This is a genomic window from Tetragenococcus halophilus subsp. halophilus DSM 20339 (assembly GCF_003841405.1).
GTDB classification, from domain to species: Bacteria; Bacillota; Bacilli; order Lactobacillales; family Enterococcaceae; genus Tetragenococcus; species Tetragenococcus halophilus.
Genome location: NZ_PXYA01000001.1, coordinates 124,491 through 148,051 on the forward strand (window position 1 = coordinate 124,491; position 23,561 = coordinate 148,051).

The 23,561-nt window shown below is 34.9% G+C and carries 22 protein-coding genes and 1 pseudogene; 18 read left to right on the plus strand and 5 right to left on the minus strand.

Annotated features, from left to right (window positions below):
• Positions 1-69 precede the first annotated feature (69 nt).
• From C7K42_RS00615 to C7K42_RS00625, 3 genes are all read right to left on the minus strand, one after another.
• Positions 70-1,428 carry an IS4 family transposase gene (locus C7K42_RS00615; RefSeq protein ID WP_038027114.1) on the minus strand — a complete coding sequence of 453 codons (1,359 nt, stop codon included), beginning with the start codon at positions 1,426-1,428 and terminating at the stop codon, positions 70-72.
• A gap of 124 nt (positions 1,429-1,552) precedes the next feature.
• Positions 1,553-1,795, minus strand: a complete 243-nt coding sequence (locus C7K42_RS00620) for an SDR family NAD(P)-dependent oxidoreductase (RefSeq protein WP_103099747.1) — start codon at positions 1,793-1,795, stop codon at positions 1,553-1,555.
• 20 nt (positions 1,796-1,815) lie between these two features.
• Positions 1,816-2,166, minus strand: coding sequence for a DUF4260 domain-containing protein (locus tag C7K42_RS00625; protein ID WP_014124472.1), 351 nt, complete (start codon positions 2,164-2,166; stop codon positions 1,816-1,818).
• Between the two features lie 207 nt (positions 2,167-2,373).
• On the opposite strand from C7K42_RS00625, the gene C7K42_RS00630 reads away from it, so the two are divergent.
• The 12 genes from C7K42_RS00630 (at position 2,374) to C7K42_RS00685 (ending at position 14,994) form a co-directional block, all read left to right on the plus strand.
• A complete protein-coding gene (locus C7K42_RS00630; protein ID WP_103083482.1) occupies positions 2,374-3,261 on the plus strand; it encodes a quinone oxidoreductase family protein in 888 nt (295 codons plus the stop codon).
• Positions 3,262-3,282: 21 nt separating this feature from the next.
• On the plus strand, positions 3,283-4,032 hold the full coding sequence (locus C7K42_RS00635; RefSeq protein ID WP_069028792.1) for a DUF4336 domain-containing protein: 750 nt from the start codon (positions 3,283-3,285) through the stop codon (positions 4,030-4,032).
• A gap of 22 nt (positions 4,033-4,054) precedes the next feature.
• Positions 4,055-5,041 carry an NAD(P)H-quinone oxidoreductase gene (locus C7K42_RS00640; RefSeq protein ID WP_050989810.1) on the plus strand — a complete coding sequence of 329 codons (987 nt, stop codon included), beginning with the start codon at positions 4,055-4,057 and terminating at the stop codon, positions 5,039-5,041.
• Between the two features lie 240 nt (positions 5,042-5,281).
• Positions 5,282-6,115 (plus strand): YitT family protein, encoded by an 834-nt coding sequence (locus C7K42_RS00645; protein WP_014124476.1) that lies wholly within the window; start codon positions 5,282-5,284, stop codon positions 6,113-6,115.
• Positions 6,116-6,435: 320 nt separating this feature from the next.
• Entirely contained in the window at positions 6,436-8,373 is a 1,938-nt protein-coding gene (locus tag C7K42_RS00650; RefSeq protein ID WP_103091901.1) for a BglG family transcription antiterminator, read from the plus strand.
• Between the two features lie 135 nt (positions 8,374-8,508).
• On the plus strand, positions 8,509-9,948 hold the full coding sequence (locus C7K42_RS00655) for a 6-phospho-beta-glucosidase (protein WP_014124478.1): 1,440 nt from the start codon (positions 8,509-8,511) through the stop codon (positions 9,946-9,948).
• Positions 9,949-9,984: 36 nt separating this feature from the next.
• The gene (locus C7K42_RS00660; RefSeq protein WP_014124479.1) at positions 9,985-10,308 is read left to right on the plus strand and encodes a PTS cellobiose transporter subunit IIB; all 324 of its coding nucleotides are present in this window, start codon (positions 9,985-9,987) and stop codon (positions 10,306-10,308) included.
• A gap of 33 nt (positions 10,309-10,341) precedes the next feature.
• Entirely contained in the window at positions 10,342-10,668 is a 327-nt protein-coding gene (locus C7K42_RS00665) for a PTS cellobiose transporter subunit IIA (protein WP_014124480.1), read from the plus strand.
• Between the two features lie 232 nt (positions 10,669-10,900).
• Entirely contained in the window at positions 10,901-11,185 is a 285-nt protein-coding gene (locus C7K42_RS12950) for a hypothetical protein (protein ID WP_197492666.1), read from the plus strand.
• Positions 11,186-11,202: 17 nt separating this feature from the next.
• Positions 11,203-12,561, plus strand: a complete 1,359-nt coding sequence (celB, locus tag C7K42_RS00675; protein ID WP_014124482.1) for a PTS cellobiose transporter subunit IIC — start codon at positions 11,203-11,205, stop codon at positions 12,559-12,561.
• Positions 12,562-12,752: 191 nt separating this feature from the next.
• A complete protein-coding gene (locus tag C7K42_RS00680) occupies positions 12,753-13,301 on the plus strand; it encodes a GNAT family N-acetyltransferase (protein ID WP_014124483.1) in 549 nt (182 codons plus the stop codon).
• 892 nt (positions 13,302-14,193) lie between these two features.
• Positions 14,194-14,994, plus strand: coding sequence for a Cof-type HAD-IIB family hydrolase (locus C7K42_RS00685; RefSeq protein ID WP_069028795.1), 801 nt, complete (start codon positions 14,194-14,196; stop codon positions 14,992-14,994).
• A gap of 68 nt (positions 14,995-15,062) precedes the next feature.
• On the opposite strand, the gene C7K42_RS00690 is transcribed toward C7K42_RS00685, so the two are convergent.
• Positions 15,063-16,214, minus strand: coding sequence for an MFS transporter (locus tag C7K42_RS00690; protein ID WP_103099746.1), 1,152 nt, complete (start codon positions 16,212-16,214; stop codon positions 15,063-15,065).
• 94 nt (positions 16,215-16,308) lie between these two features.
• Here C7K42_RS00690 and C7K42_RS00695 point away from each other — a divergent pair, with 94 nt between their 5' ends.
• From C7K42_RS00695 to nth, 5 genes are all read left to right on the plus strand, one after another.
• Positions 16,309-16,734: a GNAT family N-acetyltransferase gene (locus tag C7K42_RS00695; RefSeq protein ID WP_014124486.1), complete on the plus strand. Its 426-nt coding sequence runs from the start codon at positions 16,309-16,311 to the stop codon at positions 16,732-16,734.
• Positions 16,735-16,918: 184 nt separating this feature from the next.
• The gene (locus C7K42_RS00700) at positions 16,919-17,380 is read left to right on the plus strand and encodes a YbaK/EbsC family protein (protein WP_014124487.1); all 462 of its coding nucleotides are present in this window, start codon (positions 16,919-16,921) and stop codon (positions 17,378-17,380) included.
• Positions 17,381-17,735: 355 nt separating this feature from the next.
• Positions 17,736-17,951, plus strand: coding sequence for a heavy-metal-associated domain-containing protein (locus tag C7K42_RS00705; protein WP_231834367.1), 216 nt, complete (start codon positions 17,736-17,738; stop codon positions 17,949-17,951).
• Positions 17,952-18,013: 62 nt separating this feature from the next.
• Complete coding sequence (locus C7K42_RS00710; protein ID WP_041591796.1) at positions 18,014-20,539, plus strand: heavy metal translocating P-type ATPase; 2,526 nt, start codon at positions 18,014-18,016, stop codon at positions 20,537-20,539.
• A gap of 456 nt (positions 20,540-20,995) precedes the next feature.
• Positions 20,996-21,691: an endonuclease III gene (nth, locus tag C7K42_RS00715; RefSeq protein ID WP_103099745.1), complete on the plus strand. Its 696-nt coding sequence runs from the start codon at positions 20,996-20,998 to the stop codon at positions 21,689-21,691.
• 14 nt (positions 21,692-21,705) lie between these two features.
• Here the strand turns inward: nth and C7K42_RS00720 are convergent, their stop codons facing one another.
• Complete coding sequence (locus tag C7K42_RS00720; protein WP_014124491.1) at positions 21,706-22,443, minus strand: RibD family protein; 738 nt, start codon at positions 22,441-22,443, stop codon at positions 21,706-21,708.
• A gap of 220 nt (positions 22,444-22,663) precedes the next feature.
• Between C7K42_RS00720 and C7K42_RS00725 the strand changes: the two are divergent.
• Positions 22,664-23,547: pseudogene (locus C7K42_RS00725) on the plus strand (LysR family transcriptional regulator).
• Positions 23,548-23,561: the final 14 nt, after the last annotated feature.

Here is a 23,561-nt window from a genome sequence, read left to right on the forward strand (position 1 = left end):
CTAAAACTTGAAATATAAAAAGTACACATTAAGCCTATGGTATCAAGCAAAAGGACGATAAATTTCATTTCAAGCAACCTTTTTTAACTGTCTTTGTGTTGATTGAGGTAGTTTTTGTATAAACTGACTCATGATGTTATTTAAAGTTTCTTCAGAAAGGATCATCTCGTTCGCAAATACTTCCTTAAAAAGCTCGAGAAGTTGGACGATAGCTTCTGAAAAACTAATATCAGATAGTTCTTCAATCATCAAATAAAATAACTCGCCCATCGTTCGTTCATCGGCTTGTTCACGATGTTGGACAGCCAGAATGAGATAACTAACGGCGACTGTAATGGTATGCGCAAAAATCCCATCATAAGAAAGCCCTTGGTACTTGGCTAGACGGAGATGTTGTTTACAGATTTTAAAATACACTTCGATCGACCAGCGTTTTCCATATAGCTGAATGATTTCATCTTCGTTCAAAGAAAGATCGGTTGTAGCCAAGACAAGATAATCATTCCGCTTGTTGCGATTTCTCACATACACAAGCTTAATTGGAAGTATCTTACCCTCCAATTCAGATTCAACACAAACAGAAAGAAGATATCTTGAACGACCTCTTCGCTTTTTCTCTATTTGAAAAATAGTCTTTACATCGACCCACTCGCCGTGATAGCGATAATAGACTTTTTTTGAACGTTTCACCATACAAACGGCATGAAGGTTGAGTCCGCGCAAAGCATGAAACATTTTCGGGCTTGAAAACCACGAATCAAAGAGCACATACTTTGCCTGTATTCCTTCTTTTAGAGCAGCTTGAAGAAGCTCTATGAGTACGTCGGTTCCTTTGCGTTGTGCTTGTGCTTTTCTTCTCCCAGCGTGTGTCCGATGATCTATTTTCTCTACTTCACGTACTTTCTTACTTGCGGACAAAAGGCTAAACGCCACAGGCAAAAAGGTATTGCCATCGCTCCAACCAAGTTGAAGAAAACGAAAGCCTTTCTTGTTTTTGTGGTCAGTATGATCGTATTGCCAACCACAAAGCTCTACATTTTTCGCATTCAAACGCTCATACATGGAATCATCTACGATAAACACTTCTTTACGATCCTTTTCTGTCAACGGACGAATGAAAGCAATGACCTGTTTGGATAAGAGAATCAAGAAGCGTTGCCAGTTAATTTTCCCATTGTTTAGTAGGTTGCGAAACGTTTTATCTGAAAATCCTAACTCCTCCTGATGAAGTTGGAAGTCACGGAAAGCAGAGCGATTGGAAAAGAGGGTGGTTACAAGGTAGCGAAAAAGCACGAGAAAGTTCACTCCTTTTTCCTTTTGTGCATTCGATTTTTTCGCAATAGTGGATACATTAAACCGTTGGAAAAAAGTATCAATGGAGGATGAAATTTCGTTTTTATTTTGGTTGTTTGATGTTATAATTGACATAGCATGAACACTCCTTGGTAGATGGTTTTTTAGTCAATTCTATTTTACCAATTTGGAAAGGTTCGTGCTATTTTTATTAGAACAATCTTAGTTATATCAAGCCTTTAGTCGGGTTTTCGGTGTTTCAAGTTTTAGTCAATATATCAAGCTGTCCTTTTTGTTGGATGATTTCTGCAATGACTTGTGCAGGAACTTCAGGATCAGAAAAGTCAGCTTTAATCGAATCAAATTTGCTATCTTCACCACGTTGAGCAGTGATAACTGTGGCTCCTTCAGCTTGTAAACGAGTAGCGATAGCTTGTCCGATACCTGAACGTCCTCCTGTGATTAATGCGACTTTTCCTGCAAAACGTTTTGGTTGTGTCATGTATTTGTTCCTCCTGCGGCTTATGATAAATTTTGTAGATGAGTCTTTTTAAAGTGTTCTTCTTTTAACCCCATGCCAAGTGTGCGATCTAGTGCGATATGTGCAATCCAAATGAGTGCGATGGCTGTAAGTAAAAGATTAATTTCTGCAATAAGATTGATTGTCAGTAGTAAAAAGGGAAGGCTATAGGAATGAAAGAAATTATATACGATTTTGCCAATCTTTTTATTTATGAAGTAGGCAGCGATTGATATGTCCGGTACAAAAAATAGGATAATGAATAATACGATTGGATAGTCGGACTGAAAATAAAAGAACAAGCAAAGAAACAGTAGTAACAGGTTTTCTAAATGGATAATTATTTTATTCACTTGAAAGCCTTCCTTTCCTTTTATTACTATAAGTGTAACGATTCCAGAGGTGAAGTTCAAGTTTCGTAAAAAATAAGCGGAGACTAATTGGAGGAAGATAGTATTTAAATTTATTTGGTAAATAACAACAAAACGTTTTAACTGACTTTTTTTGTTTAGAAAGATACACTGATATTAAGTAAGTCATGAAAAGAAAGGGCGCTTTATATGAAGGCAATTCAAGTAACAAATTATGGTGGACCTGAGGTTGCAAGAGTTCAGTCAGTAGACACACCGATAAAAAACAAAGGAGACGTATTAGTAAGCGTGGTTGCTTCTAGTGTGAATCCTGTCGACATTAAACATATGACACCAGGAACAGTACAAGAAATTGATCAATTTCCTATGGTACTCGGCTGGGATATCGCTGGTATCGTTATAGAAGCTGATAAAGATAGTGCATTTCAAATAGGAGATCGGGTGCTAGCTTTACATCCACAAGGAAGCTGGCAACAAGTCGTGCCTGTTAAAGAAGACCAACTGCTAAAATTACCAGAGGATATTGATTTTATCCATGGCGCAAGCATTCCTTTAGGCGCTGTGACTGCTTTACAAGCTTTAAGAAAACTGAAAATAAAGCAAGGGGAAACTTTACTTGTAACAGGAGCATTGGGTTCAGTTGGTGGTTATGCCATCGAATTAGCAAAACAAGCGAAAATTTCTGTCGCAGGGCTTGTCCGAAATAAAGAACAAAAAAAGATTTGCGAAGATTTATTTGATGTGACAATGTATGTAAGTGATGAATCGGTTCCGGCTTTTAATACAGTATTTGATACAGCAGGAATTTTAGATCGTACGGAGATTCTTCAGTCCCAAGGACGTTTGATTACCGTAAGTGATGACAAAGTAAGTCACAATGTAGAAGAACAGGCTTTGTGGGCAGAACATAATTTTGTTCGTACTAGCCAAGAGGATTTACAAACCATCATTACTTTGTTTTCTAAAGGAAAATTACACAGTCGAATCGAAGCGGTCTATTCGATGAATGAGATACAAGAAGCGTTGAAACATGCTAGTCAAAGCGGTAATAACGGTAAAACCATTATCGTTTTTTAATTACCTATAAAGGAGCGTATCATGACACTTCCCATTTATGAACCATTAAATACTTTAAAAAAAGTAGCAGAAAATATTTGGATTGTAGACGGTGGACAAATTAAAATGAATGTGGGTCGTTTTAAGGTCCCATTTTCAACTAGAATGACTATTGTTCGATTATCTGATCAAAGTTTATGGTGTCATTCTCCGATTCAAGCTAATGAAGAGCTATTTCAAGAAATTGATCGTTTAGGCCCAGTAAGACATTTGATTTCACCGAATAAAATTCATTACGCCTATATTGAAGAATGGAAGAAGCGTTATCCCGATGCTATTGCTTGGTCAAGTCCAGGCGTTGAAAAGCGTGCTGCTAAGCAAGATATAGAGGTACATTTTGATGATTCGTTAAAAAATACTGCGCCTTCTTATTGGAAGGATGAAATTGAGCAGCTTATCTTTAAGGGAAGTCGTGCTATGGAAGAAGTTGTTTTCTTCCATAAAAGTAGTTACACATTGATTTTAACGGACTTAATTGAAAACTTTGAATCAAAGCGAACCTCAAATAGTTTTTGGCGTATAGTACATAAGTTAGGAGGAATTGCAGATCCTGATGGGAAAACGCCAATCGATTTACGTCTAACTTTTCTAGGACGAAAGAAAATCGCAAAAGCAGCTTATGAGCAAATGTTAAATTGGCAACCAGAAAAAATTATTTTGGCTCATGGACGTTGGTATGATAAAAATGGTAGTGATGAATTAAAACGTGCGTTTCGTTGGTTGCACAAATAATTAGAGGAGTGAGTTTATGCAAATGAATGCATGGTCTGTTCAAAAACCCGGAGGAAGTGAACAGTTAACATTAGTTAAAAGACAAGTTCCAACTGCAGAAAATGGCGAACTTTTGGTTGAGGTTTCATATGCGGGGATTAATCGTTTAGATATTTTAACAAGAGAAAATCCGGCAATGAAAAAGCCTTATCCTATTTTAGGCGTTGAAGTCAGTGGTGTGGTAAAAGCAAACCATTCTGATAATCCTTCATTAGAACCGGGTACCAAAGTAGCAGGTTTAGTAAAAAAAGACGCCTATGCAGAATATGCTATTATTCCAGCGGGTAGAGCAATTATCTTACCCAAAGAGATGTCTCTAAAAGACGGAGCAGCTATACCTGAAGTGTTTTTGACCGCTTATCAAACCATGTATTGGTTAGGAAAATTGCAGGAAGAAGAGACTATTTTGATCCACGCCGGAGCAAGTGGTGTAGGGACAGCGGCCATTCAGATGGCTAGAAAAATCAGTGATGCTCGTATTATTGTGACAGCAGGCTCACAAGAGAAACTGGATTTTTGCCGTGAATTAGGTGCAGATGTCACGATCAATTATAAAAAAGAAAATTTTGATGAGATTGTTCAAAAAGAAACAACCGGACATGGCGCAGATGTTATCCTAGATTTTATTGGCGCGACTTACTGGCATAAAAATGTTAATAGTGCTGCAGTCGATGCTCGCTGGATTTTCATTGGAACACTTGGGGGAGTGGAAGTGGATCATGTTGATTTAAGTGCTTTTCTTGGCAAACGTATTTCATTTATTGGTACCGGACTATCCCCACGTTCAGATGATTACAAAGCGGTATTAGCTGCTGATTTTCAAAAAACAGTGATCCCTTATTTTCAAGCCGGAAAAATAAAACCGATTATCCATCAAACTTACGCTTTTGCAGATGTAGCAAAAGCTCATCAAGCGATGGAAAATAGCGAAAATATTGGGAAATTGTTAATTAAAGTAAAAGAGGCGTAAAATAATTACTTCTGTAAAGAATGTTCAGTATTACTTGTTATTAATTGATTGAGGAAAGAAGCACAATGTTCTTTCCTCAATTTTTGTGAGTTTAGTAAAGTTTTATTGTTTCATAAGATACTCAATAGTAAAATTTTAGCTTGTAAAAATAGCAGCAAGAAATGCCAACCGCTCTTGGTTAAAAGTCTTCTCCTTTTATGTTAGACTGAAGCGTCTATCTTTTTTTAAGGAGTTGGTGAAATGAAATTGCGCATGAAAAACTTATTAATGATGGTAATAGGAGCCTTTATGTACGGTATTGCTGTGAATTGGTTCCTACTTCCGCATGAAATTGGGGACGGTGGAGTGGTAGGTTTAGCTGCCATCGGCTATTATGCGTTAGGAATTCCTCCTGATATATCAAATATAGTGCTTAATGCTCTGTTGCTTTTATTAGGTTATCGCTTATTGGATAAAAAAATTATTTTTAATTCTCTTTGGGCGGTTATATGGATTTCCGTTTTTTTACGTTTGCCTAATTTTTTAGATTATACTACGGATCAGACGATTATCCCTGCAACAGTAGCGGGATTGCTCATGGGATTTGGTCTGTTTTTGATTTTTAATGCTGGAGGTACGATCGCTGGCAGTACGGTTTTAGGCGAAATCGGCAATCGTTATTTAGGGATGAAGCGAGGAAATGCAATGTTGATTTTTGATTTAGCAGTGGCTATTCCTTCAGGTTTTATCATCGGCTTTGAAAATATGTTATTAACCGTTGTTGAATTATATACTTGTGCCATGTTTTTAAATAAATTACGTTCTTTCTTTGGTGCTAAAAAATCAGTCACTATTATTACAAACAAAACAGAGGAAGTTACCGGAGCACTATCAAACACTTTAAAACAAGGGATTACGCTTATTAATTCAACAGGTTATTACCATAAACAATCTCGTGAAATGATCTATTTGATTTGTTCTGATAAACAAGTAGCTAATATTTTCCCGTTGATATCAAATATTGATAAAAACGCCTTTGTGGTAGTGGACGATGTGCATAGTGTTAAAGGCGAAGAGCTGCCGCGAATTCTATAATGATGCATGTGGCTAAATAAATATATTAATATGCTAGCATTTTCTATAAATATGTAAGAGATGCTAGCTTATTTTTTAAAAGGTAACTAGCTAAAGTGAAATAGCATAGTATTAAGAGGTAATTTTATTAGTTTAAGAATCTTATATTATTAACTTTCCTATAAGTAGCACATTTTCTAAAAACATTTTCTTACGCTTTCAATCTATTTATTGTTAACTTGAACTTTAACAATATGAATATTAGCGTTGTTTTTTTAAAACAACTCCCCTATACTAATGTTTAGAAATCAACATATGTTAAAGGAGGGTAGTTTTAACCAATGGGTATTTTGAATGCTCGTATGCAGCAAATTTTACAGTTATTACTATCAACCGATGAACTACAAACTAGTGGCGAAATTGCAACAAACCTTCAGTTGAGTTCAAAAACGGTTCAAAAAGAGATGAAAGAATTAAATAAGCTACTAAGTGACAAAACGGCAATAATTGACTCCTATAGAGGAAAAGGTTATTTACTTCGTATTTTTGATGAAGAGCAGTTTAAACATTTTCTAAGAAAAGATACAGATAAAAATGATCAAGTGATACCGACTGAGCCTGAAGCTCGTATGCAATTTTTAATGGAAAAATTGTTATTACAGACTTCATATTTGAAAATAGACGACCTTGCAGACGAATTGTTTGTCAGTCGTTCGACTTTACAAAGTGATATCAACGATATTCGAAAAATTGTAAAAAAGTATCATTTATCTTTAGAACAAAAACCTAATTACGGGATTAAAATTACTGGAAACGAGATGGATATTCGCTTTTGTATTTCTGAATATGTTTTTAATCATAAGTCTGATTTAAGTGACCAAATCACAGAATTGATTGAGATATTACCCCAAAATGAGATTGAATGGATTCGTGATAGTATACTAACAAATTTAAGAAAATATAGTATTGTGATTACCGATATTAGTTTGAATAATTTAATAACTCATATCGCCATCGCTTGTAAGCGAATTCGCGAAAGGGAAATGGTTGAGATTTTTCAAGAAGAGCTCGGAGAGATTACTAAGAAAAAAGAATATACAGTAGCAAAAGCAATCGTAGAAGATATAGAACAAAAGTTAGACGTCTCTTTTCCTAAAAATGAGGTTGTTTACTTGGCCATTCATTTACAAGGAACAAAGAAAATGCATTCTAATTCAGAGATGAATGAAATAGAAAACTATTTGGAAAATGATATTCAACAGTTGACTAAAGAAATTTTGCGCAGAATGGATAATGTATATTCACTAAATCTTTTTCAAGACAATGAACTAATGTTGAGTTTGAGCCTTCATCTTGAGCCGGCGATTAACCGCTATAAGCATCAGATGAATTTAAGAAATCCCTTATTAGAAGAAATAAAAAATAAATATCTTTTTTCTTATGAAGCAGCTTTAACCATTGCGGCGGAAGTTATAAAAGAAAGTTTAGGAATCACCATTGATGAAAATGAAATTGGCTATATTGCACTTCATTTTGAAGCTGCCTTAGAAAGACAAAAACAAAATCAAAAAAGTAAGAAACGATGTTTGATTGTTTGTGCCTCTGGTTTAGGAACTGCGCAATTGCTTTTACTGAAATTACAAGATTCTTTTTATGATGAATTGAATATCTTAGGTACAACTGAATACTACAATTTAAAAAAGCAAGATTTTCATTCTTTAGATTTGATCATTAGTACGATTCCTATTCCTGATAAATTGCCTGTTCCAGTCATTCAGGTAAGTACGCTTTTAGGAAGGCAAGATGTCAATAAAATAGAAAAATTAGTGAGCCTTGATATTACAATTATCGAAAAGTATATGCTAAAAGAATTTACTTATTTACAAAAGGATTTCTCTTCTAAAGAAGAAGTGATTCAGTTTTTAGGTAAAGAATTGCAAAAGGCAGGTTTAGTGAATAATGATTTTGTCGATTCGGTACTAGAACGGGAAAGATATTCTACCACAAGTTTTGGTAATTTAGTTGCTATACCTCATCCTATGGACCCGCAAGTCGAGGAAACCTTCTGGTCGGTTGTTACTTTAAAACATCCAATTCAGTGGGACGATAAATTAGTTCAACTTGTCTGTTTGCTTAATATCAGTGAGCAAAATCAGATGGAAGAGTCCAAACCTATGTATGATGTTTTAATGAAACTATTAGATAACCGTTCACTCATCCAAAAAGTACTGCAATGTGATACTTATGAGGGTTTAAAAAATACGCTCAAGAAAGTTTAAAAAGGCGCGATATGGCGTCTTTTTTTTTTATGTCCAACGTTTTTCTGTTGTCAACGGAAAAATATTCTCTACAAATGAAAGCGGTTATAAACTATTATAAAAATGTAATCAACAAAAGAAAGGGGTAAGATATAAATGGCTAAATTACCTAAAAATTTTTTGTGGGGTGGCGCGGTCGCTGCACATCAAATTGAAGGCGGTTGGCAAGAAGGTGGCAAAGGAATTAGCACGGCTGATGTTATGACAGCAGGTACAAATAAGGTGCGTCGAAGAATTACTGATGGTGTCATTGAAGGTGAGAACTATCCAAATCACGAAGCTATTGATTTTTATCATCGCTATAAAGAAGATGTTGCACTATTAAAAGAGATGGGGTTAAAAGCTTTTCGCACTTCCATCGCTTGGTCTCGTATTTTTCCTAATGGTGATGAAAAAGAACCCAATGAAGAAGGATTGCAGTTTTATGATGATTTATTTGATGAATTATTAGAAGCGGGTATTCAGCCAGTAATCACGCTATCACATTTTGAAATTCCCTATCATTTAGCTAAAGAATACGGTGGATTTAGAAATAAGGAGCTGATTGACTTTTTCGTTCATTATGCTGAAGTGGTGATGAATCGTTATAAAGATAAGGTGAAATACTGGATGACTTTTAATGAAATCAATAATCAGGCAGATGGACAAGAACCCTTTCAAACATGGACCAATTCGGCGATTTTAGTCAATGAAGAAGAAAATGATGAGGAAGTCATTTTTCAAGCTGGGCTTAATGAACTTATCGCAAGCGCTAAAGTGGTGAAGTTGGGCCATGAAATCAATCCTGATTTTGAAATCGGTTGTATGATGGCTTATGTGCCAATATACCCTTATTCATGTAATCCTAACGATATGATGGCTTCTGTCAAAGTGATGAATCGCCGTTTCTTTTATAATGATGTTCACGCTCGCGGAGAAATTCCTGCTTATACCTTGAAAGAATGGGAAAGAAAAGGCTATAACATCGAATATACTGATGAAGACTTGCAGACCTTAAAAGAAGGCACAGTGGATTATATCGGTTTTAGTTATTATATGTCAGGAACTGTAAGCACATTACCAGATGTAACAGGACAAGATTCTGTGCCGGAATATCCTGATGCCAAAATGGTAGATAACCCTTATATTGAAAGCAGTGATTGGGGTTGGCCGATTGATACCATTGGTCTACGCTATATTCTTAATGTTCTTCACCAACGTTATAATTTACCACTATTTATCGTGGAAAATGGCTTAGGTGCTTACGATAAAGTAGAGGAAGATGGAAGTATCCATGATCCTTATCGTGTCACGTATCTGAAAAAACACATTGAAGAGATGATCAAGGCGGTAGCTACCGATGGCGTAGATTTAATAGGGTATACGCCGTGGGGTGTGATTGATATCGTTAGCGCAGGAACAGGAGAAATGGAAAAACGGTACGGCTTTATCTATGTGGATAAAGATAACGAGGGAAAAGGGACCTTAGATCGCAAGCGTAAAGACTCTTTTTATTGGTATAAAGAAGTTATCAAGTCAAGTGGTGAAGATCTATAAATAAAAATCGTGAAATTAAATAAAGGAGGAAAAAAGATGAAAAATATATTAATTATTTGTCAAGGAGGTATGTCTTCTTCTGTATTAGCCAAGAAGACGACCGAATACTTAAAAGAAAAAGGTAATGATATTCAAGTGGAAGCCACCTCTACAAATGAAGGAAGAAATATGATTGAAAAAGGAAAGTATGATTTATATTTAGTTAGCCCTCAAACCAAGATGTATTATGAACAACTTAAAAAAACAGGTGAACGATCAGGCAAGAAAGTAATAAATATTCCCCCTCAAGCATATGTGCCTGTCCCTATGGGAATTGAAAAATTATCGAATTTAATTTTGCAAGAGTTACCTGAATCGTAAAAATAAAATGTTTTAAGCAAAGGAGCTAATTGGATGGATCAAGATGAAATTCAAAATGTCGCCTTTACCATTATTTTACATAGTGGTAATTCAAGAACGCTAATACACGAAGGATTTGGCTTGATGAGAAATAAAGAATTCGATAAGGCTGAAGAAAAATTAGACGAAGCCAATAACGAATTAACGGCGGCTCATCAATCACAAACTTCACTTATGCAAAAGTACACTTCAGGCGAAGATGTCAATATAGACATTATTATGGTACATGCACAAGACCACTTAATGACGACAGTGACACTAAGGGAAGTTGCTTTGGAGATGTTACATTTATATAAAAACATCCAAAATGAAAGTGAGTGAAAATTATCTTATGAAGAAAGAGGAAAAGAAGCAAATAGAGAAAAATAAGAAAAATTTTAGCATAAAATCGATGTACTTTAATCGGTATTTACTTGTCAGGTATGTTGTAGCGTTATTTTTCTTTATCAATATATATTGGTTAATTTCCTTATTAATGAGTCGTTCAATTCTATCTTTTATTCCTTCAATATTGATACTTTGTCTATTAAGTAGTGTTGCTGAACAGGTGAAAATGATAAGCAAGCATACAAATCGAGCAATTTATACAAAATATTGTTTTATGACCTTGCTTACAACCAATGTATTCTTGGTGTTTCTAAGCCTTTTTTCTCCAGTTTTTTCTCAATTATATCCTTTTCTTGTAAATCAAGCGAAGTCCCAAGTGCTAATTGTAAGTATTTTAGCAATAGGCATTTTACTTAGTAGTATCATTCTCTATCGTTTACATCAAATTCAATATAATGAGGATAAACATTACCAGCGTATTAAAAAATATGAAGAAATTATTCATGTATAATCGAAAGGAGAATTTATATGGAATCAGGAAATAAGGCACTTGATACCTTAGAAAAGTACTTATTAGGACCTATGAGTAAAGTTGCACAATGGCGTATTGTTCGTTCTGTAATGGCTGCTGGGATGGCAAGTATACCGTTTGTTATTGTTGGGTCTATGTTCCTCGTTTTTAATGTATTACCCGAAACATTTACTTTCTTGGAAGGATTTTTCAATAATACTTTTTTTAGAATTAGTGATTTATATATGTTAGCAAATAAAACGACTATGGGGTTGTTAGCATTATATTTTGGTATTGTCGTTGGTTATGAATATACAAGGATATATGCAGAGGAAGATGAGTTGAATATGAGCCCAGTAAATGGTGCTTTGCTAGCTATGTTTGCTTTGTTTATGACAGTTCCTCAATTAGTTTTTCAAAATGGGGAAATGTCTTTAGTCAACCAAAATAATGAAGATTCAACAATTATTTACGGCTGGGAAATGGTTGAAGACGGTATTAGCCGTTTAGGTTCATCAGGAATTTTTTCAGCAATTATTATGGCTATATTAGCTGTTCAACTCTATAGATTTTGTGTAAAAAGAAATTTAGTTATAAAAATGCCAGAAGCAGTACCATCGGGCGTAGCTAATGCTTTTACAGCTTTAATACCAGCTTTTGTTGTTGCTATTTCGGTTTTATTGATTAACGGTATTTTGATTGCACTTGGAACAGATATCTTTAAATTAATCGCCCTTCCTTTTGGCTTTGTTGTTAATTTGACGAATAGTTGGTTAGGTATTTTAGTTATTTACTTCTTAGTTCATGCTCTTTGGATTGTGGGAATTCATGGTTCAAATATTATTATCCAGGGCTTTCTTTTTCCAATTCTTATGTCAAATTTACAATCTAATGCAAATGGCGCAAATATTCCATTTGCAGGGGAACTAAATAATGCATTTATCATTATGGGTGGTGCAGGAGCAACCTTAGGATTGGTAATATATCTCGCATTTGTAGCCAAATCTAAACAATTAAAAGTATTAGGGAAAGCAGCTATTGTGCCTGGATTCTTTAATATTAATGAACCTTTAGTTTTCGGGTTACCTATTGTATACAATCCATTTTTAGCTATTCCATTTTTTGTAGCACCGATGGTTACAGCGTCAGTAGCTTATTGGGCAGTTGAATTACAATTTATGCAACCGGTTATTGCCATGATGCCTTGGCCTACCCCTATAGGAGCAGGTGCTTTTATTAGTACAGGTGGAGACTATATGTCCATAGTTATATCTATACTTTGTGCTATTATAGCATTTCTTATCTGGTTCCCATTTATCAAAATGTACGATCAAAAACTACTTGCACAAGAAGCAGGTGAGGATTCACTTATCTAAACTTGGTTTTTTAAATATAGGTTAAGTTTTCAAAATAATAAAATTAAAATGTATTAAATGACCCGTTTTTAAAGGGATTTTATAGAACGGGTTGTTTAATATTTTTTTATTGACTTTCTTTTGTTAAGTTTCTTATGATGGAAAATAGTTGTATTAAAAAAATAGATGAATTGTAATATTGGGGGTAGTTTATGTTAATGATTCGAGAACTTAAGAATGATTCAACATCAATTGATGACGCGAAAAAAATCTATTTCAACTCTTTTCCTGAAAAAGAACAATTACCATTTAGCATATTAAAAGATAATGTTGAATTGGGAAAAGCTAGTTTTTCAGGACTTTTTTCCGATTCACAACTCGTTGGCATTGTTTATTACACAAGATATGAGAACTTAGTATATATCTTTTATTTTGCCATAGACGCGATGATTCAATCTAAAGGTTATGGCAGAGAAGCTATAAAAGCAATAAGAAATTATTTTGCTAATGATAAAATTATTTTACTGGTTGAAGAAATCCGTGATGATGCGGAAAATAACGAGCAAAGAAAAAGCCGGAAGAGATTTTATTTGAGAAACGGTTTTGTCGGTAGTGGTAAAATTATGACAGAAGGCGGCGTGAGATATGAAATGCTGCATTCTGATAATGCCGACGTTTCCATAGAAGAATATAAAAAAGTGACGGATTACTTCTTTAAAGACAGTTCTTATTCTGATAGAGATAATGAAAATGCAGTATAATAAAAAAAAGGCATCGGAAACTCCTGACATAATAGAGGTTTCTATGCTTTTTTAATTAAGATACTTTAGATTATTCCTTTTTAGTTTGCTTAATGACTATTATACTTCGTACGATAGCAGAACCTAAAAATAATAAGGCGGGTAATTTCAAAAGATTACTGTCTTTTGAAATTACCCGCATAAAAATTGCGGCTACTAGTGCTAGCAAAACCGTATAAGTAACGGGTAACTTGCAAATATTTATTTTTCTTTTTTAAATATATATTTGCAAGGAATAAAAGTTATTTGATACGCTAGTATAAAAAAGGGTAGGTGTTCTTCAATGAAATATTTTAAATCAGAAAAAAGTTTTTGGCTTTATGTAGGTGGGATGGGGTTAATACTACTTTTTCTTCTTTTATTGAAGGTATTTCTTAATTGGAGCTTTGCTAGCTTTTTGTTAGTAGCCGTCATAGTGATAGGCCTATTTAGCTTTCGCCCAATTTCTTATCAAGTCAAAAAGATGAAAGAGTGAAATATTTAAGATCATATTATTCGGGATAAAAAGCCTGGAAGATTTTTTGAAATTTTCCAGGTTTTTTGTCTTAAGTAATCGATGTTCATTTTATGGAAACCATGTCATTGAGGATAAAGCAGTATCTACATCTACATTAGACTTTTGTAATTCGGTATATAAGAAAAAGGTCTTTCTGTGGTAACTTTTTATTAAGTGCTAACTGTCTAAATTTCTTCTTTTTTGTCTTTTACCGAGACAGTCCTTTTTCGCTGGCAATTGTGAATAAAAATCGTTCTAAAAAAGCAGCTGATTTGGTGACGCTTGATCATGAAAAAGAAGGTATTGAATTTGCGCTAAGGAAACTTCAAGTTCTTTAAAAAATCTAGGAGGAAACCAATGATTAAAGCAATTGCAGTTGATATGGATGGGACGTTTTTAAATTCGAACAATGATTATAATAGAGAGCGATTTGAAAAAATATTTAATGAAATACAGCAACAAAATATTCAATTTATAGTTGCTAGTGGCAATCAATACGCGCAGTTGCGGACTTTTTTTCCTGAAAAAGAGCAAGAGATGACTTTTGTATCAGAAAATGGGGCTTTGGTTTTTAAGCAGGATCAATTGATACAAAAAGTAGCTTTTAAAGCAAATTTGGTGGATAGGATTTTGCAGTTTTTACTGGATTTGCCTTTTCAAGTAGGGATTGTTTTATGTGGTGTCACCCAAGCCTATATGCTAGAAAATGAGATGGCTACTTTTAAATCTTTTGCAAAAAAATATTATTACCAACTTGCTGAGATCTCTTCTTTTTCATTTTTACCGAAAGACGAGTTTGTAAAGTTTGCGTTAAATGTTTCTACTGAAAAAACTGAAGAACTGATTAATTGCGTTAATCGGTATTTTTTAAATGAAGTTGTCGCTGTTTATAGCGGGCATGGAGATGTTGATTTGATTATACCGGGGATACACAAAGGAGAGGCTGTGCAAAAACTTTTAGACAAATGGCAGATTGATACTAGCGAGTTGCTGGCTTTTGGTGATGGGAATAATGATTTAGAAATGCTGGCATTAGCGAATGAAAGTTATGCTATGAAAAACGGCAGTAAAGAGGTATTGAAAACAGCAAAATATACTGCGCCTTCAAATGATGAAGACAGCGTATTGAGGATGATAGAGTCATATCTTTATGAATAAGGATTACTTTAATGGCTTGGTTCATCTCGGATTAAAAAATTTAGCTGCGCAATAGAACAATCTGCTTGCTACTGCTTATAAGTTATAGCATGCCAAAAACTTCCAGCAGAAATGATAAAAAAGATTATTGCAAAAATAATAAAAGGAAAATCTAAGCCAGCATTTATTTTTCCTATCCAATTTAAAAGAAGAGGTGCTATTGTAGCGCCTAAATTACAACCGATTAATACCATAGCGTTGGCAGTATTCAAAAACGTTAATGGTATTTTTTCTGGTAAACGAGTAAAAATACTAGAAACAGTACTTGTGATTGTAAACCCACTAAGAAAAGCACCAATGGCTATAAAATAAATACTTGTACTTAGCGGAATAAAGATTAAACCTAAACCACCAGCAAACAGTAGAACAGTTAAAAAGTATTTTTTTAATAGCGTGAAAAGTTTACCAAAAAAAGCACTACCCATAAAACCAGCAAACATAAACAAACTTAGCACACGGTTGGCTGTTAGCGTAGAAGCTAAATTATTTTCCACGATATAACTAGGGATTCTTAGCGAGTTGGCTGTATTAGTCGCAATCAATAAACCGCCAAAAAGCGCACTAGTTAAGATTGGTAAAAGCTGACCTAGATGAAGCTTTTCTTTTGTGAATGTATTTTGTGTCTTAACTTCTTTATTAGGGACAAAGAGAAGATATAAAACTAGAAGAGGAAATGCTATACTGTAGATTAAAAAAGCAGGCTGCCAACCCCAGACCAATAGTTGCCCAGCAATCAGTGTCAAAATCGCTTGCCCTAAGGTTTCTATAGAAGTACGATAACCTAATAAATGCGCACGCTTTTTGCCAGTAAAACGTTCGCTAATCATACTTATAGCGCAAGTATTAATCAAGCCAAAGCCGACACCCGTGATCAGACGAGAAATAAAGATCATAGAAAAGTTTGTTGTAAAAAAAGGTGTAATGCCAGCGACACCAGCAATGAGCAAACCGGAAATGATGGTAGTACGTTCACTAAAGAATTTGGCAAGTAATGGACTTAAGGCAATCATTACAATCATAGATATCGAAGGAATGGAGACCAGAAATTCTATGGAAGAACGTGAATAAAAAGGAAAAGCTTCTAACAAAGTGGGAACCACACCTGAGACGGAATAGGTCGATGTCAGAATGAAAGATAATGACAAAATAGCGATAATTTCAATAATATTTCCTTTTTTCATAGTTAATGTTGCCTCCACTCAGCACTTTTTATATTAACTTTAAAATACCATATCTAGGGCGTTTGTCCTAGGGGAAAAATAAGGAGTAGAAAATATGATCCGTGAATTACAAGAAGAAGATATAGAAACAGTGCTTACTATATGGAAAGAAGAAAATGTTAAAGCACATGATTTTATTACTGCAAGTTATTGGTACAGTCAGATCGGTATGATGAAAAGAGCGTTGCCGCAATCTGAAGTTTATGTGTATCTAGATAGTAAGAACAACATTGCAGGGTTTATTGGCTTAGCTGGCGAATATATTGCTGGACTTTTTGTTACTCATAAAAAACAATCTGACGGTATAGGGAAACAATTACTTGATTATGTTAAAACGCAAAAAAGTAAATTAACTCTAAAAGCTTACGAAAAAAATCAAAGAGCGATAGATTTTTACCAAAGAGAAGGCTTTGTGACAAAAGAAGTTAATGTCGATGAGGAGACTGGAGAAAAAGAATTTGTAATGTTTTGGAAAAAGTGAGTTAATGTTTAAACAGCGGAGATGCTAACCGCATTATTATATAATGAGTAAAGAAAAAACTTCCTCAATAATCAAAAAAACTATGACTATCTTTAAATTTCACGCGAGTTCACTATATTTGATTTCATAAATTTTATTTCTTATTATATTTATTAGTGTAGATAAAGAGATAAGGAGGATGGAAATGTCTAAAAATGAAGTAGAACTTTTTTTAGATAAGCAGAATATTGCTTATCAATCCTATGAATTTTCTTCTGATAATATTGATACAAGTAAAACACCTATTTTTAAGACCTTAGTACTTAAGGGAAATAAGACCGGTCCTACGATTGCGTTAGTTCCTTTAGATGCTCGTCTGGATTATAAAAAAACTGCTGCTGTTTCTAAAAATAGAAAAATAGGGCTTCCACCGATGGATTATGTGATGGAGACAACCGGTTATCCGCATGGTGCTAATACACCTATTGGAATTTATATGCACCATCCGGAGTATCCGATATTGTTTGATGAAGTAATAAAAAATTATGAACGCATTACTGTTTCTGCAGGTGAGCTGGATAAAAGTGTCGTTATTGCGGTGCAAGATTTGCTTGATTTAGTTCATCCGGTGATCGCTGATTTGTTGTCTAGTAAAGATAGTGAATAAAAAATGAGCCTCTGATGACAACAAGTGATCACTTGTTGTGGGGCATCAAACAGATGAACAAATTGTAAAAAAAGCAAAGCAATATGCTTCTTATGCTTTAAATGCTGAACGTATAGCTGTTTAGTGAAGTTTTTAAATAAATTTATTCGAGCATTCTCTTGGTATAAGCTAAGGGATGCTCGCTTTTTTTTAGGAAGTTAAAAAAATTTTGTTTTTATTATTGACATTTGTAAACAAAAAAGGTAAATTGAGAATATAGAAATTAATTACAATTGTAAACGAAAATATTTTACGAATCATGATTCAGCTAAAATTGAGGAAATATGCGAAAAAAATAAAATTTTTGGAGGAATGAATGATGAATACCAATACTTACTCAGTACCAGATATGTCTTGCGCTCATTGTAAGGCGCGCATTGAAGAAGAAGTGAATAAACTGACTGGCATTCAAAACGCTAATGCCGATCCAGATGAAAAGAAATTAACGGTTACTTTTGATACAAATGAAGTACAATCTGCAGATATTGTAAATGCAGTGAGCCAAGCAGGTTATACAGCGGAAAAAGCGTAGTGAGCATTGTTGTGTAAGAAATTAGCATAACTTTTCTTACATACATCCGCTATTGAAGGAGGATGAAAAAGGTGTTAAAAGACACATATAATATCGAAGGGATGACCTGCGCTTCTTGCGTGCAAGCTGTAGAAAAAAGTGTGGGAAAACTTGACGGTGTAGAAGAGGTGGCTGTTAATTTAGCGACTGAAAAGATGGATGTTTCTTATGATTCGACGGTCATTGCGGGTAGTGATATCGAAGGAGCGGTAGAAAGTGCCGGTTATAAAGCACTTAAAAATATAGCTTCGCAGAGTTTTGACATTGAAGGAATGACTTGTGCTTCTTGTGTACAAGCGATTGAAAAAAGTGTAGGAAAAGTAGAGGGTGTACAAGAAGTTGCCGTCAATTTAGCCACAGAAAAAATGAATGTTTCTTATGATGAAGATGCAATCAATGCAGGCGATATTATTAAAGCTGTTCAAGATGCTGGTTATCAAGCGGCTGTGGAATCAGATAAAGTAAGTAGCGATGATGCAGATAAAAAACAAAAGCAGATGAAAGATTTATGGATCCGATTTTTAGGATCAGCTATTTTTGCTTTACCCCTTTTGTATATCGCTATGGGGCCTATGTTGCCTTTTGGCGGCTTGCCTATTACTGAATTTCTAGATCCGGTACAACATACAGTTACCTTTGCGGTAGTCCAACTAGCTTTAACTTTACCCGTCATTTATTTAGGACGTTCTTTTTATACTGTAGGTTTCAAATCACTTTTTAAAGGGCATCCTAATATGGATTCTCTCATTGCCATTGGAACGACAGCGGCTTTATTGCAAGGCATTGTGATGACCGTTCTTCTAGTCATGGGACGTGTGGAAGTACATCATGGTCATCCTGATTTATACTTTGAATCTGCGGCAGTTATTTTGACTTTAATTACTTTAGGGAAATACTTAGAAGCTGTTTCTAAAGGGAAAACTTCCGATGCGATTAAAAAATTGATGGGTCTAGCGCCTAAGACTGCTCGTGTTATTCGTCATGATGAAGAAGTCGAAATTTCCATCGATGAAGTAGTAACAGATGATATTGTAGTTGTTCGCCCAGGCGATAAGATCCCGGTTGATGGGGAGTTAGTTGATGGTAGCTCTGCGGTTGATGAATCGATGATCACAGGTGAAAGTATCCCGATTGAAAAACAAATCGGTGATAAAGTTGTAGGCGCAAGTATCAATAAAAATGGTTCTTTCCATTTTAAAGCAACTAAAGTAGGAAAAGATACAACACTATCACAAATCATCAAGTTAGTAGAAGATGCGCAAGGTTCTAAAGCACCGATTGCTAAATTAGCAGATAAAGTTTCTGGTGTATTTGTTCCTATCGTGATCGGTCTCGCTGTACTTTCTGGCTTAGCTTGGTTCTTTTTAGGGCAAGAATCTTGGGTTTTTGCTTTGACGATCACGATTTCCGTTTTGGTTATCGCTTGTCCTTGTGCTTTGGGATTGGCAACACCGACGGCAATTATGGTTGGTACTGGAAAAGGTGCTGAAAATGGTGTATTGATCAAAAGCGGTGACGCGCTGGAAGGTACGCAAAAAGTTCAAACCATTGTTTTTGATAAGACAGGAACCATTACAGAAGGTAAACCCATAGTAACGGATATCATTAATTATAATGGTTATGATGAAAAAGCTGTTTTAACATTAGCCGCTTCTGCGGAAACAGGATCAGAACATTCATTAGGAGAAGCCATTGTTGAAAGTGCCAAAGATCGAGGCGTAACTTTACAAACAGTCAAAGATTTCCAATCAATTCCAGGACATGGAATTCAAGTCGCTGTTGATGGACAAACGGTTTTACTAGGAAATAAAAAATTAATTACAGAAAATAATATTGCTACGCTTGACGCGCAAGAAGTTTCCGATCGTTTAGCTAATGAAGGGAAAACACCGATGTTTATTGCAGCTGGTGGACAGTTGATAGGCATTGTAGCTGTAGCAGATACGATTAAAGAAAACAGTATTGCCGCTATTGATAAGCTGCACCATATGGGCTTACAAGTAGCGATGATTACCGGAGACAACAAACGTACAGCAGAAGCAATTGCTAAACAAGTAGGAATCGATCGTGTCTTTAGTGAAGTTTTACCTGAAGACAAAGCTAATGAAGTAGAAAAATTACAAAATGAAGGGCTCCATGTAGCTATGGTCGGCGATGGTATCAATGACGCGCCTGCTTTAGCTCAAGCTAATGTAGGGGTTGCGATCGGTTCTGGTACAGATGTTGCAATTGAATCAGCTGATATTGTCTTGATGCGTAGTGATTTAATGGATGTACCAACAGCTGTTGAACTAAGCCGAGCTACGATTAAAAATATCAAACAAAATCTATTCTGGGCTTTTGCTTATAATACGATTGGTATTCCGATTGCCATGGGTATTTTGTACTTATTTGGTGGCCCGCTACTAAATCCAATGTTTGCAGGCGCCGCAATGAGTTTAAGTTCAGTTTCCGTTTTACTAAATGCACTGCGTTTGAAAGGATTTAAACCAGCTAAAACTGAAACAACTAAAGAAGAAGCAAGTCAAGTAAAGAAAGCAATTGCGTAAAAGTAAACTCATTTAAGCTATCTGACAAGAAGACTCATTCTATCTTGTTAGGTAGCTTTTTTATGGATATTAATAGGGAGTAAATGAGTCAAACAACCCCCATGTTTGGCATATCAGGTAATGAAATCGCAAAACACTCCCTATCTTTGCAAACACAGGGAATTAAATCGAAGTACACTCCCCATCTTTGGCTCTTTTTGAACACTGTGTTCATTTATTTATCCAATTTTTCTAAAGATAGGTAAAGAAACTTAAAAATAACCCCTATCTTTAAGATATCAGGTAATGTAATGAAAAAACACTCCCCATCTTTATAAACATAGGGGGAACTTTTTCAGTCCTTATCTTTAACATCAATAACTATAAATTATTTAAATCTTCAAAATAAGAAGAAAGTTGACGAGTTCACAAAAAAAGGCTAGGATTTAAATATAAAAGTTAGAAGGGAAGGATCATGTGTCTGAAGAAGTTTTATTAACCAATAAAGAAACGACAACAGTTGCTCAAGCCATTAACAAGCTCTATCCAAAATTAGGAACAGACTTAAATCATGAAAGCAATTTTCAATTGTTATGCGCTGTTTTATTAAGCGCACAAACAACAGATGTGTCTGTGAATAAAGTAACTCCTCAGCTGTTTGAAAAATTTCCAACACCTGAAGCTATGTCAGTAGCGTCTTTAGAAGATATTCAGGAAAATATTCGAAGTATTGGGTTGTACAAAAATAAAGCGAAATATTTAAAAAATATGAGTCAGATGTTATTGGAAAAATTTGAGGGTCAAATTCCAGATAATCGGGAAGAGTTAACAACTTTACCTGGCGTGGGTAGAAAAACGGCCAATGTTGTATTGACAAACGGTTTTAATATCCCGGCTTTTGCGGTGGACACTCACATTAAAAGAGTGACAAGAAAACTCCATTTCGTTCCCCAAGATGCTTCGGTAGAAAAAGTGGAACAGATGATGTCAGATAAACTCCCTGAAGACATGTGGTACCCAGCGCATCACTCGATATGGTTGTTTGGGCGTTATCAATGTATCGCACGTAAGCATGACCATAGTGAGTGTATAGAGCGTATCAAAGAAAACATGCCTGAAAATGAAATTGCTGCAAGTGCTCTTGAAAAGATGATTACAGAAATAGAGGGTTAAGTGTCGAAATTTCATTAGCTATTTGTTTCTTTATTATTAACATCATAAGTCAGCCATACTGTACTATCTTCTTTTGTTTCTACATTTTTCAATGTAAAGGAAACGGGTGCATCATCTGTTAAGCCCTCTTTTGTATCAAATAAAGATGGGGAAGTAGCTGAAGCATCTGCTGCAGGAGCAATCACAACACTAACTTCGTCGCAAAGGCCTGCTTGGATAAAGGACCAATTTAAGACACCGCCGCCACCCAACATGACGAGATCCATTTGGAAAAGATCATTTAACTTTTGTAATAGTAACTCCATATCTAAGGAATCTTTTCCAGCAATAACATAAGAAATATTTTTTTCTCTTAGAAAAGCTTTATATGCATTGCTTACTTTTTCCGTTAAGACTTCTAAAACTTCAGCAGTTGTATCACCGTATTGTAGAGTATTTTTAGCCCATCCCAATTTTCCAGAGGTATCAATCGAAATGTAATATTTATTTCCAGTTGGTTCTGCGACAAAGTCTCCTGCAGGTACTTCAGGAGCTTGTTCGTCTAATTCAGGTTTTTTATAGTGGGTGAAATTATCATCCGTTGTTGTACGTCCGGATAACCAACCTTGATGTTTGTAATGAGCGTTTTCTCCAAAAGCAACATTATAAAAGAACTCACCAGAACCTTTACTTTCTGGAATATCCATAAATTTACCGATAATTTTTCCATCAAGAGAAACTTGCATGTGACAAAAAACGTAAGGTCTATTCATAACTAAATCTCCTCTTTTCTTAAAGTAATTCAATTGTAGTGTACTACCTAGACTTCACTCTATGTCAATTAACAAACTATGCCTAGCTTCAAATCAAATTTAAAATAACAGAAAATAGGAGCTACAAGGAATTTTTTTATTGCTTTATTATCTTTTTTGTTTCATTATTTAGGTAAAATAAGTTGTAATGTAAAGGGAAACAAAGTCGGAGGGAAACTATATGGAGCTAAGAGTACTTAGATATTTTTTAGTTGTCGCTGAGGAACAAAGTATCGCAAAAGCTGCTCAGACATTACATATCACACAGCCAACTTTAAGTAGACAAATCAAAGGACTTGAAGAGAATTTAGGGACAGACCTTTTTACAAGAACAAATCGTAAAATGTTTCTGACTGAATCAGGTTTGTTTTTGAAAAAAGAGCAGAAGATATTTTATATCTAAGCGATAAAACAGAAAAAGAATTTAACGATAGTAAAGAAGAATGGCTCAGTGGACACATAAGTATTGGCTGTGTAGAAGCGGATAATTCAGATACACTAGCGCTTATATTAGAAGAATTTGTGTCAGAACATCCACAAGTAACTTTTTCGACCTTTAGTGGTACCAGTGATGTTATTGTAGATAGGTTAGATAAAGGCTTATTAGATTTAGCGATTTTATTAGAGCCTATATCAACTGATAAATATCATAAGTTCGTTTTACCCAGAGAAGAAAAATGGGGATTGATGGTATCACAACAGTCTTATTTAGCAAGTAAAGATAGTATTTATTTAGAAGAGCTGGTCGGCGTTCCTCTCCTTTGTTCTCCACGTGAGGATGTACAAAAAATGTTTCAATCTCATGAAGCTTTGCAGGATAGACAATTGAACATTATAGGCACCTATAATCTAATCTTTAATGTTTTTTCATTAGTAGAAAACCGAGTAGGGTCCGCCTTAACAATAGAAGGTGCTATGGCTAATAGAAATACGAGCAATGTGAAATTTTTACCTATTGTTCCAGAGATAAGCACTCATTGTGTGCTTGTTTGGAAAAGAAATACAATATTATCCCCTTCAGTTAATAAACTACTAGAAAAATTTTTACAAGCTTTTCAAGCATAGCCCTCTGCATAAAA